Origin of the sequence: Lunatimonas lonarensis (assembly GCF_000390185.1) — a bacterium.
Lineage (GTDB): Bacteria > Bacteroidota > Bacteroidia > Cytophagales > Cyclobacteriaceae > Lunatimonas > Lunatimonas lonarensis.
Window position 1 is genome coordinate 65,118 of record NZ_AQHR01000073.1, and the last position, 16,274, is coordinate 81,391.

General features: G+C 45.1%; 12 protein-coding genes. 7 read left to right on the forward strand and 5 right to left on the reverse strand.

What is annotated here, in order from left to right; genetic code table 11:
- Positions 1 to 35: 35 nt before the first annotated feature.
- Genes ADIS_RS12220 through ADIS_RS12230 form a run of 3 tightly spaced genes read right to left on the reverse strand, consistent with a single transcriptional unit; the run spans position 36 to position 2,896 of the window.
- Entirely contained in the window at positions 36 to 632 is a 597-nt protein-coding gene (locus tag ADIS_RS12220) for an NUDIX domain-containing protein (protein ID WP_010854838.1), read from the reverse strand.
- Between the two features lie 49 nt (positions 633 to 681).
- Positions 682 to 2,259, reverse strand: coding sequence for a serine hydrolase domain-containing protein (locus tag ADIS_RS12225; RefSeq protein WP_010854839.1), 1,578 nt, complete (start codon positions 2,257 to 2,259; stop codon positions 682 to 684).
- A 49-nt stretch (positions 2,260 to 2,308) separates the two neighbouring features.
- Positions 2,309 to 2,896, reverse strand: coding sequence for a phosphonate degradation HD-domain oxygenase (locus tag ADIS_RS12230; RefSeq protein ID WP_010854840.1), 588 nt, complete (start codon positions 2,894 to 2,896; stop codon positions 2,309 to 2,311).
- A 186-nt stretch (positions 2,897 to 3,082) separates the two neighbouring features.
- Here ADIS_RS12230 and ADIS_RS12235 point away from each other — a divergent pair, with 186 nt between their 5' ends.
- From ADIS_RS12235 to ADIS_RS12265, 7 genes are all read left to right on the forward strand, one after another.
- Entirely contained in the window at positions 3,083 to 4,408 is a 1,326-nt protein-coding gene (locus ADIS_RS12235; protein ID WP_010854841.1) for a DUF5690 family protein, read from the forward strand.
- Positions 4,409 to 4,486: 78 nt separating this feature from the next.
- Complete coding sequence (locus ADIS_RS12240) at positions 4,487 to 5,614, forward strand: TIGR03364 family FAD-dependent oxidoreductase (RefSeq protein WP_010854842.1); 1,128 nt, start codon at positions 4,487 to 4,489, stop codon at positions 5,612 to 5,614.
- 117 nt (positions 5,615 to 5,731) lie between these two features.
- Positions 5,732 to 7,315: a type I restriction-modification system subunit M gene (locus ADIS_RS12245; RefSeq protein ID WP_010854843.1), complete on the forward strand. Its 1,584-nt coding sequence runs from the start codon at positions 5,732 to 5,734 to the stop codon at positions 7,313 to 7,315.
- Positions 7,312 to 8,640 carry a restriction endonuclease subunit S gene (locus tag ADIS_RS23155; RefSeq protein ID WP_010854844.1) on the forward strand — a complete coding sequence of 443 codons (1,329 nt, stop codon included), beginning with the start codon at positions 7,312 to 7,314 and terminating at the stop codon, positions 8,638 to 8,640. The genes ADIS_RS12245 and ADIS_RS23155 overlap by 4 nt, the downstream gene beginning before the upstream one ends.
- A 207-nt stretch (positions 8,641 to 8,847) precedes the next feature.
- The gene (locus ADIS_RS12255) at positions 8,848 to 9,117 is read left to right on the forward strand and encodes a helix-turn-helix domain-containing protein (protein WP_010854845.1); all 270 of its coding nucleotides are present in this window, start codon (positions 8,848 to 8,850) and stop codon (positions 9,115 to 9,117) included.
- Between the two features lie 150 nt (positions 9,118 to 9,267).
- Complete coding sequence (locus ADIS_RS12260; protein WP_010854846.1) at positions 9,268 to 12,480, forward strand: type I restriction endonuclease subunit R; 3,213 nt, start codon at positions 9,268 to 9,270, stop codon at positions 12,478 to 12,480.
- Between the two features lie 184 nt (positions 12,481 to 12,664).
- Complete coding sequence (locus ADIS_RS12265) at positions 12,665 to 14,365, forward strand: DUF262 domain-containing protein (RefSeq protein WP_010854847.1); 1,701 nt, start codon at positions 12,665 to 12,667, stop codon at positions 14,363 to 14,365.
- A gap of 52 nt (positions 14,366 to 14,417) precedes the next feature.
- Here the strand turns inward: ADIS_RS12265 and ADIS_RS12270 are convergent, their stop codons facing one another.
- Positions 14,418 to 15,506, reverse strand: a complete 1,089-nt coding sequence (locus ADIS_RS12270; RefSeq protein WP_010854848.1) for a lysylphosphatidylglycerol synthase transmembrane domain-containing protein — start codon at positions 15,504 to 15,506, stop codon at positions 14,418 to 14,420.
- Between the two features lie 6 nt (positions 15,507 to 15,512).
- Positions 15,513 to 16,259 (reverse strand): segregation and condensation protein A, encoded by a 747-nt coding sequence (locus ADIS_RS12275; RefSeq protein ID WP_010854849.1) that lies wholly within the window; start codon positions 16,257 to 16,259, stop codon positions 15,513 to 15,515.
- Positions 16,260 to 16,274 lie beyond the last annotated feature (15 nt).

Below are 16,274 nucleotides of genomic sequence, written 5' to 3' on the forward strand. Positions count from 1 at the left end.
CAAAACCAGCACACCGGAGCTAGAGCCGGTCGATTTCACCATTTCGGCGAGGGGCTACCTGCCAACTTCAGGGCATAATGCTGCAATAGCAAGATCGTTTTGACGTCTTGTATCTCGCCAGCATATACCATTCCCATGGCCTCATCGATAGAAACCTCCAAGAGCTCAATATCCTCCTGTTCATCATCTTTGCCGCCGCCATCCTCCATCTTCATGTGCTCTTCATACGAAGCCACAAAAAAATGCATCTTTTCGGTAACCGCTCCGGGAGAGGAATACGCTTCAAATACCTTTCTGACGTTACTGACCTGGTACCCAGTCTCCTCCATAGCCTCCCGCTTGATCGTCTCCTCAGGATTGCCCTCGTCGATCATCCCTGCACACACCTCGATCAAAAACCCGCTTTCGTGTCCGTTTAGATAGGCCGGTACCCTAAACTGTTTCGTCAATATTACGGTGTTCTTTACCTCATGATATAAAAGTAAAGCGGCACCATTGCCCCGTTCGAAAACTTCCCGACTTACCATCTCCACTTTACCGTCTGACCGTCGATAGGAAAAACTTACCTTCTTCAAGGTGTAATAGGCATCCGACAGAATTTCTGTCTTTAGAATCTTTACTCTCTTATTCATGGCATCACCGTAACTAGCCGCAGGCCACCCGGGCTTCTATTTCCAAAATCTATTGAATTCCCCGCACCGTTAGGTTCAATTGCTGAACAAAGCCTTCCTTTTGGGGATTCAACGTGAAATAAACCTCCATATTCCCGTTGGTACATTCCAGAAGAAAACTGCCTCGCAGCTGATTGAGCGCTTGGATCTCAGAAACCCGTTGAACCGGCCCCACCCGCTCCAGCAACTCTGCCAGCTCGGACTTTCTGCTAGCAAGGGATCTATCCAAAAAGAAGTTATCAGCAAATATCCCCAACATGTCCTCCGGCCAGTCATTTTTTAGCACTGCTACCAACGCTGATTTTCGCTCCTCCAGCAAGGGCGATGCTTTCAATTTTCTGGGCCGAAGATCGGCGAGCGCGATAAGGGTATCCAGTGCCTGTGCATTCAAAGCTGCCGGTGAACCATAGGTTCGGTTGCTGAAGGAAACTATGCCAATTCCGTATTCGGGATAAATCCGCCATTCACTGCCAAATCCGGGCAAACCACCACTATGGGCAACCCTCACCCTTCCTCTACAATCCTTCAGCCAACTCAATCCATAGCCATAAGCCGTGGCAGACGCACAAGCTTCACCACCAGGGGTGGTGGCATTGGGAAGCAGGTTGTTGAAACGAACCGGTTGGTGCATCTCCCGCAGCGAACTGCGCCTCACCGGGCCAGTCTCCGGCTCGTTTCGGGCAGGCCAAGCATCCAGATGAAACGCCACGTACTTGGCAAAGTCATCAATCGAGCTGATCAATCCGCCCATGGCACCGTAGGCCCCATCGTGCAGGTAGGGTTCAGGTTCCCATGTACCGTCTGTCCATCGATAGCCCCAAGCCAATGCCTCGACGGGGATATCCGTGTATTCCCATTTGGTGTCATGCATACCCAATGGAATCAGGATTTCTTCCGTAATATACCGCTGATAGGTTCTTCCACTCACCACATGTATGACCTTTCCCAAAAGGGCATAGCCCAAATTACTGTACTCATAGGTTGTACCCGGCACATTGGAAAGCGAAAGGCCTTGCCTTAGTAGATCCAGCAGCTGTTCATCGGAAACATCCAACTGCCGATCCCCCCACGGGTTATCCTCCGGAAAACCCGCCGACATGGTCAACAAATGCTGAAGGTTGATCTCCGGCGCATCGGTGGTAAGCCTCCCTGCGAGCTTCATTTCCGGTAGGTACTTGGCTACGGGATCGAGTAGGTTCAATTTCCCTTCGTCCCGCAGCTTCAGTATCGCCATAGCGGTAAAACTCTTGCTCATGGATGCGATGCGGTACAGGGTTTTGTTTGTTGCCAACCTTCCTGTTTCGATGTCGGCAACCCCTTGGCTGCCGCTGTACTGAAGGGTTCCACCTGCTATAACCCCAAAACTTAGGGCAGGATAGTGATTTTGCTCCGCGAAATCAAAAAACATCCGCTCCACAACGGGATAAGCTTCTGTGAGCCGATAAAACGAAGCACTGTCTTCAAATGTCGGAACAACGTAGCCGGGAGTACTGGAAAGCATGCCGACCCCTTCGCCCCGTTCCACTTGGGGGCTGTTGCAGGCAATGGCCATCAAACATCCAAAGCCGAAGATTAGGGTGGATTTCATAAACTGCTTGTTTTATACCCAGCAAAGCTTACCGCTTTCGGGCAGGAGGCTAATTGGAAGATAAGATGTTTCGGGCCATGGACTTGTAGCCACTTAGATCCGGTACTGGTACCGACGTTTCCTTGGCCCTCTCATCCCACTCCCTCATCTTGAGAATTAGGTGATGATCCGGGTCGGATTCAAATTCAGCCGCTTCGGCAGCTGTCATCACACCACCTTGAAAGCGGAGGGTTTGCTTGCTGGCTTCAGACAACTTTTCGTAATACGCAGGATATTTGAACGTAAGGTAGCGCTTCGCTTGTACGTGGCTTTCCACCAACTTGGCCATCAATTCCGGAAACCCCAAATCCCGCAAAAAATCCGCACCGATTTTTTCATGGTCCAACACGCCAAACCCATCCATTTCCTCCAGTTTTTCCTGCTGGGCAAACAAATGGCCTATATCGTGAAAAAACGCCGCCAGGATGACCGACTCATCGTATCCTTCACTTTCTGCCAACTGCGCCGCTTGGCACATATGTTCCATCTGAGATACGGGCTCGCCTATGTAATCAGCGTCCCCGAAGGACTCATACAATTTGAAGGCTTCCTGAATCCGCTCTTCCTTACCGAGGCCGGCATAATCCTTTTTGATCATAACAGGTAACTTTTGATGTAGTGCCGGTGCCAATATAATTTGAGAAACAACCTGGATCAACGAAATCACTCGTTTCGGCAACGCAGGTAAAGACCCGGAATATCTGCTAAAAATAACAATAAATTTACTTTCACGAACCCTGCATTTCGGTTTGTTTATCTATTTTTAGCGTAATTAAACCCCTACATGCTCCGTATTCCCTACGTTTCCAAAAAACTTGCCTCCAGCGGGCCCTTCGCCATGAGTCTCTTTGCCGCATGCATGGCTTTCTTGACCTACAGCAGCATGTATGCCTTTCGGAAACCCTTTGCCGCAGCCACCTTTGAGGGTGAGGTTTTCTTGGGCATGGATATAAAGGTATGGTTGATTCTCGCCCAGACCTTGGGTTATATGGCCAGTAAATTTTACGGGATCAAAATGATCTCTGAACTCACCAAAGAACGTCGGGCGGTGCTTATTTTGGGATTGATCAGCGTGGCCTGGCTGGCTTTGCTTGGCTTTGCCGTGCTTCCCGCACCACTGAACATCGTGTGTTTTGTGGTCAATGGGTTCCCCTTGGGGCTTATTTGGGGCTTGGTGTTCCACTACTTGGAGGGAAGACGGTTTACGGAGATGATGGGCAGCATACTGGCGGTCAGTTTTGTGTTTTCGTCTGGCTTTGTAAAGACCGTCGGAAAATTCCTCCTGGACAACCTACAGGTAGATCCCTATTGGATGCCCTTTTGGACGGGCGCATTGTTTATGCCCCTGCTCGCATTTGCCGTCCTGATGCTAAATCAAACCCCCGATCCAAGCGGGGACGACATCGCCCTGAAAACTGCCCGCCTGCCCATGTCCAAACAGGAGCGACGGGCTTTTTTCCGGCACTTCCGTCCGGGCATCATCCTCTTGATACTGGTTTACATGATGCTTACGGCATTGAGGGATATTCGCGATAACTTTGCCGTTGAAATTTGGGAAGGACTTCATTTTCCGGTACACCCCGAACTCCTTACCCAAACCGAAATACCCATTACCTTGGTGCTCCTGCTGATGATGAGCCTACTGGTGCTGGTAAAAAACAACCGAAAGGCACTCTTTCTATATCATGGTATCATCATTGGCGGATTGGTGCTCTGTGTGGCCACTACCGTAATGGTACAGGCATCCCTGCTGGATCCGTTCTGGTGGGTGGTAGCCACAGGAACCGGGATATACATGGCCTACATCCCTTTCAATTGCCTCCTCTTTGATCGTCTCCTAGCGGCCTTTAAGTACGCCGGAACGGTGGGATACCTAATGTACCTGATCGACAGTTTCGGTTATTTGGGATCCGCGGGCGTGATGGTGTTCAAGCAGTTTGGAAATATCCAAGACCTCAGCTGGTTGAATTTTTACAGCAACAGCCTATTGATTATGCTCAGTTTAGGGGTGATGTGTATGTTCTTCAACGCCCTCTATATCTTCCGTAAACTGACAAAAAGTGAGTCGATGGCGACAGCATCGAAGGTTGCGGATCCGGTTGCCCGCTAGACGAAAAAAGGTGCCTTGTCCAGGAAATTCCTTGTCTGCAAACAACCGGTATAATTAGATCTTCTTACAAATAAAGGTATGGTTTCAAAAAAATCTGCTGTCGTCGTAGGTGCCGGTATAGTGGGCATCTCCCTAACCAGGGCACTACACCGTGCTGGTTTCCATGTTACGGTATTAGAAAAGTCAAGCCGTCCGCAGGGTGCATCCATCCGGAATTTTGGCATGTTTTGGCCGATTGGACAGCCTTCCGGCGAGGGCTTGGAACTGGCCCATCGATCCAGGCACATCTGGCGTTCACTTCGTGAAAAAGCCGGTTTTTGGCTACAGGAAACCGGTTCCCTGCACCTTGCCTACACCGATTTGGAAGCAGCCGTGATGCATGAGTACATTCAATGCGCGGCTTCCGAGCGATCGGCCTCCTATCTGTCGCCCGACGTAGTAGTAAATAGGATCCCCTCCATAAACCGCGTTGGATTGCGGGGCGCACTGTGGTCTGCCGAAGAAATGCTGATGGATCCCAGGGAGGCTATCCAAAAACTAACCCGGTACTTTGAAGAACAAAAGGATGTTGACTTTCATTGGAACACGCCGGTTACCGACATTCATCAAAACCGCGTATACGCCGGCAAAAGGTTTTGGCAGGCAGATGTATTGTTTCTCTGCACGGGCTCCGATTGGAATATGCTGCCAACACCGAATGGGAAGGAATTTCCGCTGGTCAACTGCAAGCTTCAAATGATGCGGACCCCTCCCCAGCCCACAAGTTGGCAACTGCCCACTCCCCTGGCTTTTGGCCTTAGTCTGGTTCATTATCCAACCTTTCAGGTAGCTCCATCCATTAGCGCGCTAGCCTCTGAACTCGCTCATCTCTACCCGAACTTTGTAAAGTGGGGCGTGCATGTCATGGCAGCACAAAATGCCGCCGGGGAAGTCACCATCGGAGATACCCATCAGTACGGCGATAACCTGTCTCCGTTTGACGATATGGCGATCAACCAGGAAGTGTTTGATTACCTATTAACTCGGCTGAACATCGCCAGCCCCAAGGTGCTACAGACTTGGCATGGCATCTATGCCAAGCCGAGGGACGGAAGCCGCTATTATTTCTCGGAACTGGAGCCCGGTGTTTGGATACTAAATGGGCTCGGTGGTGCCGGCATGACGCTATCCTTGGGATTGGCAGAAGTAGTAGTGGGCAAGCTTTGATGGTCGGTTGCCGTTAGCCTGAATTTGATTACCCCCCCGTTCTTCCGGATTTCTCTTGGTTAAGTCAACTAATCAAACTAACTTTTCCATCTATAATTTTTCACTGTTTCACAAAACATGACGCAATCAGATATTAAAAACCTGGAGAAAGAACTCTGGGATGCAGCAGATGAACTCCGTGGCAATTCCAAATTAACCGCAGCCGAATACAAAGACCCGCTACTGGGTTTGGTTCTCCTTCGCTTTGCACAAAACCGCTATGAGGATGCCAAAGTCCAAGTGGAGAAGAACTTAGCTATCAATCCCCGCACGGGAGAAAAACGACAAGCTACCAAAGATGATTTTGCCGCTGCGGGAGCAATCATGCTACCCGAGCAAGCTAAATACGATTACCTGGTTGATCTACCAGAAAGTGTAGATATCGCCGAAGCCATCAACAACGCCATGAAGCTGATCGAGGCAGAATATCCTGATCTCGCGGGTATTCTTCCAAAAAGCTATCAGGAGTTTGATGCGAAGCTATTGAGAGACCTGATACGGGTGTTTAACTCGGATGCGGTCAAAAATGCCAAAGGAGATGTATTTGGTCGCATCTATGAATTCTTCCTGATGAAGTTTTCCATGCAGGGTGCGGGTGCACAGGAAGGTGGAGAATTCTTTACGCCTCCTTCTTTGGTGAATCTGATCATCAACTTTATTCAGCCCAATCATGGGATTATCCATGACCCGGCTTGTGGTTCGGGTGGGATGTTTGTGCAGACGGCCCATTTTATCAAAGACCATGACCCCAACAGGAGCGTCAACGAGGCCATCACCGTCTATGGCACCGAATTGAAAAGCAACAATGCCAAGCTGGCAAAAATGAACTTGGCCATCCATGGCATCGAAGGAAAGATCATGGAAAGCAACAGCTTCTACACCAATCCCTTCAACCTGACCGGAAAGTGTGATTTTGTGATGGCGAATCCTCCCTTCAATGTGGATCGAGTGGATGCCAAAAATAAATTCCTGACCGAAGATGATCGCCTGCCCTTTGGGGCACCTTTGACCGGAAAGGGTACGATTGGCAATGGGAATTACCTCTGGGCGCAGTATTTCTATTCCTACTTGAATGAAACAGGAAGAGCGGGCTTTGTCATGGCTTCCTCTGCTACTGATGCAGGGAATGCAGAAAAACTGATCCGTCAAAAACTGATCGAAACAGGTCATGTGGAATGCATCGTGTCGGTAGGCAACAACTTCTTCTATACCCGAAGCTTGCCTTGCCACTTGTGGTTTTACAACAAGGGCAAGAAGCCCGAAAACAAGAACAAGATCCTGATGATCGATGCAAGAAATGTGTATCGTAAAGTAACCACCACGATCAATGACTTTTCTGAGGAACAACTTGAAGGATTGACCGCTCTGATCAATGCCTTCCGAGGGGACGAACTAGGTGTTAGTCGAGATAACGAATGGTTTAACGAACACTTCCCCGATGGCCAATACCGTGACGTAGAAGGTCTCTGCAAGGTAGTGGATTTGGAAGAAATCATCGAGCAGGATTACAGTTTGACGCCTGGGCGCTATGTGGGTGTGAGTATAGAACTTGATATGGACTTCGATTATCAAGGGAGGATAAAGGAGATTCATTCGGAGTTGGCGGATTTAAATCAAGAAGCCAATAGGTTGATGTCTCAAATTCAATCGCTTGAGTTATGAGTATGGCCTGGAAAGTTGTTGAAATAGAAGAAGTCTGTAATGAAATTGTGGATTGTCTTAATAGAACAGCCCCGAAGGTAGACTATGTAACACCTTTTAAGATGATTCGGACTTCGAATGTTCGTCATGGTCGTATTGATTTAGACAATGTATTTTATGTTGATGAACCTACTTACAAGAAATGGACAAGACGTTTGGTTCCAAAAAAAGGTGACATAATTCTAACAAGAGAAGCCCCACTCGGAGAAGTTGGATTATTAAAAACTAATGAGCTTGTATTTCTTGGGCAGAGAACTGTTTTGTATCGGTCAAATGAAATGGTATGTGATGGTCGTTTTTTATATTATTCTTTGATTTCCCCTTTTAGCCAAGCAAGCATAAAAGCTTTTGGGTCCGGTTCTACAGTTGAACATATGAAGGTGCCAGACTCAAAAAAAATAAAACTTAAACTTCCCCCTCTCCCAACCCAACGCAAAATAGCCGCTATCCTTTCGGCCTATGATGACCTGATCGAAAACAACCTTAGGCGGATCAAGCTACTGGAAGAAAAAGCCAAACTCACCTATGAGGAGTGGTTTGTCCGCATGAAATTCCCGGGGTACGAAAGTACGCCTATCAATGAAGAGACGGGATTGCCGGAGGGGTGGGAGAGAATTGAACTGATAAATATTTGCAGCTTTATTGGACGCGGGATTAGTCCAAAATATGTTGAAAATGACGGCATTTCAGTTATCAATCAAAAGTGTATTAGAAATAATCGAATTGATACCGAATTATGCCGTTTTACGTGTAACTCTAAAAAAATTAGCCCAGATAAACTTGTTAAGCCTTTTGATATTTTAGTGAATTCAACTGGAACTGGAACATTGGGCCGTGTAGCTCAAATGATATCTCCTAAAAATAAAATAACTGTTGACTCTCACGTGACTATTGTAAGAGCAAAAGAAAAAATTTCGAACATTTTCTTAGGACGACTGCTAGAATTAAATCAGCCTTTAATTGAAAAAATGGGTAAAGGATCAACAAATCAAATAGAATTGTCAAAAATAGATTTAGGAAATCTACAAATTACCTTGCCTTCTAAACACCTTCAAGAAAAGTTTGAAAAAGATTTTAAACCTAACTTTTTGATTATTGAAGATCTGTTAGCTCAAAATCAACTCCTCAAAGAAGCCCGAGATATCCTGCTTCCCCGTTTGATGACAGGGATGATAGATGTTGATGCTTTGGATCTTTCGGCTTTTGGATTAGAAGAAAGAGAGGAGATGATGGTGGCGGCGGAGCCGGAGGCTAGGTATTCCACCAAAATACCGAAGATGAATTAAAATACGCGACATCACCCGTTAATCAGCTGATTAATCGGGGTAAAAACCTGTCAGGTTTCGTCCACTTAACGCTTATTGTTAGTCGAATAGCAATATAAACCTGACAGGTTTGCGAGATTTAGGATTACACCAAAATTAACTTAAAAGTGAATCAAATTTGGAAATTAACTTATAAGTAAATAGGTTGGTTTAAAAAAATACACAGCTATGAGAAGTAAGACCGCACAAAAACTACTCGACAAGACCTCAATAGAAACAAAGGAGTTTGTTTCCCTATACTCAGACATTGTGCTCCGCATCAATGAGTTGATTGCTGAAAAAGGCTACACGCAAAAAGAACTTGCTGAAAGCATAGGGAAAAATCCCTCCGAAATAAGCAAGTGGCTGAATGGTGACCATAATTTTACCCTTCGCTCGATAGCCAAGTTACAGGCACAATTGGGCGAACCGATCATTTGCGTTCCAAGGAAAGCTTGATCTTGCTATTCAGACCAAGAATCAGAGTGAGGTTTTACTGAGAAACAAATTCAGGACTGACTCTTTTTCGTTTAAGCTTATTACCTGTACAGGACTTGTACATAAACATTTGAGATATAATTAATTTTTGGGCAGTTTAATTTTTGAAATATGAGCTATGAATATTCAGAAGATGGATTGATCGAAGAAGCCACACAGCAAGTGTTGGAGGAGTTGGGCTGGGAGGTAGTGACGGCTTGGAAAAAGGAGAAGTTTGGCGAAGATGGACTCTTGGGAAGAGACAACAAGTCAGAAGTGATCCTGACAAGATACTTGAAGGCAGCCTTGGTTAAACTTAATCCTGATTTGCCCTCCTTGGCCTATAAGCAAGCAATCGAACAGATTTCCCAAAAAGTAGCCGACCAATCACCCGGAAAGATCAATAAAGGGAAATACGAGTTGTTAAAAAATGGAGTGCCCGTTAGTTTTACCAATGATAAGGGAGAATTAATCCAAAAGAGACTCAAGGTATTCGATTTCAATGATTACCAGTACAATCATTTTTTGGCAGTTCGACAGTTTGAGGTGCTCGGCGAGCTGTATCTCAGAAGGCCGGATGTCATCTGTTTCGTCAATGGGATTCCCTTAGTGTTTTTGGAGCTCAAAGCCCATTTACATGATTTGCAGAATGCCTACAATGATAACTTAAAGGATTACAAGGACACTATTCCTCATGTGTTTGATTGCAATGCTTTTATCATCCTCAGTAATGGCACAGACGCCAAAGTTGGTACTATCACAAGTCCCTATAAGTATTTCCTGGATTGGAAAAGGATTGAAGAAGACGAGGAGGGATTGGTGAGCCTCGACAGTATGCTTCGGGGTACTTGCGCACCCCATCGCCTGATGGATCTATTTGAAAACTTTTTGCTTTTTGATGAATCTAGAGGCGATGTCATGAAACTTATGGCAAAAAACCATCAGTACATAGGCGTAAACAAGGTCATAGGCAATGTTCAGAACATCGAAAGCTTGAATGGTAAATTGGGGGTGTTTTGGCATACACAAGGCAGTGGCAAATCTTACTCCATGGTCTTTCTCTGTGAAAAGATCCATAGAAAACTTGGGGGCTCATATACCTTCTTGATTGCAGTAGACAGGCAAGAGTTAGAGAATCAATTGTATGATACTTTCTCAGGAGTTGGGGTGGTCAATGATAAAAGCATTGTAGCGGGCAATAAATCGGGGATGACAGGGAGAGAGCATCTGCGGGAATTGTTGGCCCAAAATCACAAATATGTATTCAGTCTGATCCATAAGTTTTCGATAGACCCGGAGAAAGAAAGCGAATACCCCTTAATCACCAATAGAAAAAATGTAATTGTAATCTCTGATGAAGCGCACCGTACCCAAGGGGGGACTTATGCCCGAAACATGCGTTTTCATGGGTTGCCGAATGCTTCCTTTTTAGGTTTCACCGGCACGCCAATCATCAAAGACGAGGAGGAATTGACCAAGAATATTTTTGGTGAGTATGTCTCCGTCTATGACTTCAAACGGGCCATTGATGATGAAGCTACGCTGCCTTTGAAATACATCAATCGTGGAGAAAAATTAAATATTGACAATCCTGAGCTAGATGAGCAGATGGCTGAAATCTTAGAAGATGAAAGCTTGGAGGATGATCAAAAGAGAAAGCTCACCTACTTATTTCAAAAAAACTACCCCATCCTGACCGCAGAGCCACGATTAGATGCCATAGCAAAGGATTTGGTTTGGCACTTCAATGAAAGAGGTTATCAGGGAAAAGCGATGTTTGTCGCATTAGATAAACCCACTGCGGTAAGAATGCATCAATTAGTGATGAAATACTGGCCAGAATATCTAGCTGAGCTGCAAGCGCAAATCGATTCATCCAATGATCATCAAGAAGTCCAGGAACTCCAACGAAAATATGATAAGGTCCAATCCACCGAGGTATGCGTGATAGTCAGCAGTGAGCAGAATGAAGTGGACAAGTTCCGAAAGATGGGTTTGGACATCGAAACCCATAGACTGAAAATGGTGGAACGCAATCTGGAAAAGGAATTCAAAGATCCCGAAAATCCATTCCGCTTAGCCATTGTCTGTGCCATGTGGATTACAGGATTTGATGCTCAGTGTGTTTCCACAGTCTATTTGGATAAACCTATCAAGGGCCATACCCTCATGCAAACCATCGCCAGAGCAAATCGGGTGTATGATGATATGAAAGAAAACGGCCTGATCGTTGATTATGGCAATGTCTATGAACAGCTGGAAAAGGCTTATTCCGTATACGGTGAAGGAGGAAAAGGGACCGGAGAAACTAAGGATGGTAAACCAAGTAAGCCCGTGGAGGAACTGGCAAGCCTGGAAGTGGAATTAAAAGAATCCATCAGGAAAGTGGAGGCGTATCTTCTGAGTTTGGACTTCAGGCTATCCGAATTGGTCAACGCTCAACCCATGCAAAAGCTTGGCAAGATCAAAGAAGCAGGAGATTGTGTCAACTTAAATGAAACTACGCGAACGAGCTTTGAGATGATGGCCAGAAATGTCTTCAGGAAGTTTAAGGCCCTCTACCCGGAAGAACAAGTAAAGCCTCATGTCAAGAAATACAATGCGATAGAAGCCATTTACGGACTGTTAAACCAAAAGACCAAAACAGCGGATGTAATTGAAGTCATGATGCAGCTGCAAGAAGTAGTCAGCGGAAGTGTTTTGATAAAAGATCAAGTTGCAGAACCAAGGGAAGATGTTTATGTAGACCTGAGTAAGTTAGATTTTGAAAAGCTTAAAGCAGCCTTCCAAAAAGCCCCACGTAAAAACACCCTTACCTATGACCTTCAACAAGCCATTGAAAAAAAGCTCGAGCAGATGTTGAAAGAAAATCCTTTGCGTCTTGAATTCTATGAGCGTTACAAGGAGATCATTGACGAATACAATAATGGCAAGTCACTGGAGAATACCATTAGAGCCTTTGATAAGCTCACGGACTTTTTGGCCTCCTTATCAGAAGAGGAGCAAAGAGCAGTAAGAGAAAACCTGGAGGATCAGGAAACATTGGCAATATTTGATCTGCTTCGGGAAGGCAAAGAACTAGGGTCAAAAGAAAAGAATGCCGTCAAAAAGATCGCTCAACAAACACTCGATAAGCTAAAAGCAGAAAAACTAAAAATTGAAAGATGGCGTGAAAGCAGGCAGATTACCGCTCAGGTCAAAGGCATGATATACGATACCTTACTTTGGCTTCCGCAGGAGGTCTATACTGATGAAGAAGTTAGCCTGAAAACTGTCAGTGTATATCAGCACATTTATACCAATTATTTTGGAGGAGGGAAGAGTGTGTATCAGCGGGGTGCTTGAAGAGCAAAAAGCATCCAGTACCTTTGTAGGTGAACCGACCCGTTGGAATTTCTCTCATTCGAACCTATTCACAGTTTGCGAGTCTTTTGGCAATATTGATATATAAAGCGTAAAAATGCCCCAAATAAAAAGATTGAATTAATAGATTTGTTAAAACTAATTTTCAACGTCAAGAAATAGAGAAATGGCAGTAGGGAACTTCAGCACAGCCAACCAAACCTATCGCATGCTGATGGGAAATGGATTGATTTACTCTGTGCCTAGATTTCAACGTGACTACAGCTGGTCTGATGAGGAATGGGATGATCTTTGGCGGGATATAGAGAATGTACTAAGCCCAGAGGGTGAATCTGCCCATTACATGGGCTATCTAGTACTTCAGAGCCGAGATAGCAAAAATTTCGACATCATTGATGGGCAGCAACGCTTAACAACGCTAAGCATAATTGTGCTCGCGGTATTATCCAACCTCCAAAAACTAATCGAAAATGGTCAGGAGCCGGAAAATAATAAACGCAGGCAAGAACAACTCCGAAATTCATTGATTGGATACCTAGATCCTGTGACATTGATTGCCAAATCGAAACTGAACCTGAACCGCAACAACGACAATTTATATCAAAACTATTTAGTTCCATTACAGCAAGCTCCTCGGAGAAACCTGAAAGCCACTGAGCATCAAATGCGCAAGGCTTTTGAGTGGTGGCAAAATCAAACGGGCAGTAGTTTTCGTACTGGAGAAGAACTTGCAGGGTTCATCGATAGGCTTACAGATAAACTATTCTTTACAGTCATAACTGTTTCCGATGAATTGAATGCTTACAAGGTATTTGAAACACTTAATGCACGTGGTGTTAAGCTTTCTTCTACAGATCTACTGAAGAATTATTTATTTTCCGTTGTTCACGCTCAGAATCAGGACGAACATGAACTAGCCAATTTGGAAAATCAATGGGAGCAGCTTGTCGGCAAACTTGGAAGCGAAAGTTTCCCTGATTTCTTGCGGACACACTGGAACAGCCGTAATCGATTTTTACGACATTCAGAACTTTTCAAAAGGATTCGAGATCAGATAAGGGAAAGAGGACAGGTGTTTGATTTGATCCGAAAGATGCAAACCGATGTGGATACTTATGTAGCACTCTCAAAGCCGGAAGATGAATTATGGACGACGGATCAGAGAAATTTTATTGGAGAGTTACGAATGTTCAATGTTCGTCAGGTGTATCCACTGCTCTTAGCCGGATTTAGAAAATTTACGCCTCAAGAATTTACCAGTCTTTTAAAAGCTGTCAGTATTATTTCATTTCGATACAACGTAATTTCAAATAATCCAACCAATGAACAAGAGAGAATTTACAACCAACTAGCGGAAAAGATCGAATCACAAAATTTGAGCGGTAGGGATTCCCTCGAGGAATTGCGGCCTCTATACGTTCATGATAGAGATTTCAAACATGCATTTTCCAATAAGATCCTTAAAACAACCCAATCACGCAATAAAAGGGTCGCTAGATATATCCTTGTTAAACTGGAGCAGCATTTAAGTGGTAATGAACTTGACATAGATAGTGATCGTTTCAATCTTGAGCATATCATGCCGGAGAATCTATCGGATAACTGGAGTCAGATCAGCGACCTGGATCATGAAATGTTTGTGTATCGCCTCGGTAACCTTTGTTTGTTACTTACGGGGCAAAATAGGGAGATTGGAAACCAGGGATTTGATCAAAAACGAATCATCTACCAAAACAGCGAATTTCACCATGTGAGAAGAGTTGCAGAAGAAAATTATTTTTGGGACACTTCTCGAATCGATCAAACACAACAATGGATGTCAGCTCAAGCCACCTCAATTTGGCGTATTTCTCAATTCGATCGTTAACCCCTGTATAAAAAACTTGGGGCACCTTACCGATTCGATTGGCACCAAGGGGTCACTTGCCTTTTCTTCCGTCCTTTTTCGTTTTACCGTCTTTTTTCTTGGAAAAAAACACCTGCTTGATCCATCTGGGCAGGAATATCGCCCCCAATATGAGGTAGGGATAATAGGAAAACATTCTCCACAGAATACTGGTCACAAAGGTATATCCCCCCAAAAATTCCTTGAAAAACTGGGAAAAGAAAAACTCCGCCGTACCGCTGCTTCCTGGGGTAGGCGATATCATCATCACGATCCACATGATGATCTGTCGGGCAAAAACTACCACGTGTTCAAAGGCCCCCAACACCTCGTACGCTGAAATCAGCGCGTTCAGCATAAGGTACCTTGCCGACCAAATAAATACGGTGGAGAAGATAATAACCAACCAGTATTTCAGTTTTTTGCCCTTCAGCTCCCGCGATGCCTCGATGATCTGATCACCGTATTGATGGGCGTTGTACTTCCATTTTCGAAGCCACTTAATGGAAAACAGGCGGAGCAAAATCCATTTGAACACACGGGGACGATAAAACAGTGCCAACGCCATCAAGAGGGAATAAACCGCATAGAGCCCATAACTTACCCAGAACAAGAATTGCAGGCTATTTCCCAAGCGCATCTCCAGTACCCGGCTTTCGGGAAATATATAGCCCTGAGCAAAGAAAAGAATCAACGGTGCTCCAAGGACGAAAAATAGATTATCCATGATAGCGGTAAGCATCGTGAATGCCAACGCTTTGCCCAAGGGAATTCCCTCCTTATGGAGGATAAATACGGCCACTGCCGTTCCGCCCACGATGGAGGGGGTGACCGCCGATGCAAATTCCCAAAGGATTATGACGTAGATCGATCGAGACCAGGTCAAATGCTTATCGGTAATCTCACGAATCCGATATACATACCCAGCATCCCGAAGAAAAATGAAAAATACCGCCAACAGTAAAAAGGAAGCCGACGCATCAAAAACACCCCTCAACGTCTGCGCATTCACATTCGGATCGAAATAGAACATCAGGAACACGATGAGCAACCCAATAAATACAGGTACCCATACTTTGTTGGGGTTGAGTGTCTTGAAAATTTCCTTATTGTCCATTTTCATAGGATATCACGCAGGAATGGCCTCTAGCTTTTCGACCCAAAAATTATTGAATCCCTCGCCGATCGTGATGGTCACCAGAGAAAGCTGCAACAACTCCAAAATCGCCAAAAATGTGTAGATCACGAATATCTTATCCGGCTTCATCTCGATAAACTCGCTGAACGGGATACGTGCCTGTTGCATCAGCTTATCGATGACCAGGTTTTTTTGCTGTTCGATGGTATAGGGATACTGGATGACGGTATGTTTGACATCGTCCGCCCTCGCAGCATACTTCAGCATGAGGCGTTGGTAAACCTTCAATAACCTGTATAGATCCAAATCCTGCATTTCTGCGTCTAAGTCATCCACCTTGGCAAGTTTTTTCAGCTCTGGAAGCACATTTCCCCTTCGCCATTTTGCCAGTCTGACCCCCTCTAGGTCCGCCAGTTCCCCAACCACCGATTTGTATTTTTTATACTCCAAAAGATGCCTGATCAAATCTTCCCGTGGGTCGATTTCTTCACCGTCTTCGTTGAGGTCGGGTCTGGGAAGCAGCATCTTTGACTTGATCTTCATCAGTGTGGCCGCAAACAGGATGAACTCGCTGGCCACTTCAATTTCCATTTTCTCCATTTCATGGATGTAGTCGAGGAAATCCTGGGTAATCTTAGAAATGGGAATGTCATAAATATCCAGCTCATCCCGCTCAATAAAGAACAGCATCAGATCAAAGGGTCCCTCAAAAAGCGGCAATTTGATTTCAAAACTCACTGGATACGATAATAA

Excerpts from the sequence above, each read along its gene's own strand:
- ADIS_RS12240 (WP_010854842.1), top strand. The coding sequence starts at position 4,487 with ATGGTTTCAAAAAAATCTGCTGTCGTCGTAGGTGCCGGTATAGTGGGC.
- ADIS_RS12270 (WP_010854848.1), bottom strand. The coding sequence starts at position 15,506 with ATGAAAATGGACAATAAGGAAATTTTCAAGACACTCAACCCCAACAAA.
- ADIS_RS23155 (WP_010854844.1), top strand. The coding sequence starts at position 7,312 with ATGAGTATGGCCTGGAAAGTTGTTGAAATAGAAGAAGTCTGTAATGAA.
- ADIS_RS12235 (WP_010854841.1), top strand. The coding sequence starts at position 3,083 with ATGCTCCGTATTCCCTACGTTTCCAAAAAACTTGCCTCCAGCGGGCCC.
- ADIS_RS12245 (WP_010854843.1), top strand. The coding sequence starts at position 5,732 with ATGACGCAATCAGATATTAAAAACCTGGAGAAAGAACTCTGGGATGCA.
- ADIS_RS12230 (WP_010854840.1), bottom strand. The coding sequence starts at position 2,896 with ATGATCAAAAAGGATTATGCCGGCCTCGGTAAGGAAGAGCGGATTCAG.
- ADIS_RS12260 (WP_010854846.1), top strand. The coding sequence starts at position 9,268 with ATGAGCTATGAATATTCAGAAGATGGATTGATCGAAGAAGCCACACAG.
- ADIS_RS12220 (WP_010854838.1), bottom strand. The coding sequence starts at position 632 with ATGAATAAGAGAGTAAAGATTCTAAAGACAGAAATTCTGTCGGATGCC.
- ADIS_RS12255 (WP_010854845.1), top strand. The coding sequence starts at position 8,848 with ATGAGAAGTAAGACCGCACAAAAACTACTCGACAAGACCTCAATAGAA.
- ADIS_RS12225 (WP_010854839.1), bottom strand. The coding sequence starts at position 2,259 with ATGAAATCCACCCTAATCTTCGGCTTTGGATGTTTGATGGCCATTGCC.
- ADIS_RS12265 (WP_010854847.1), top strand. The coding sequence starts at position 12,665 with ATGGCAGTAGGGAACTTCAGCACAGCCAACCAAACCTATCGCATGCTG.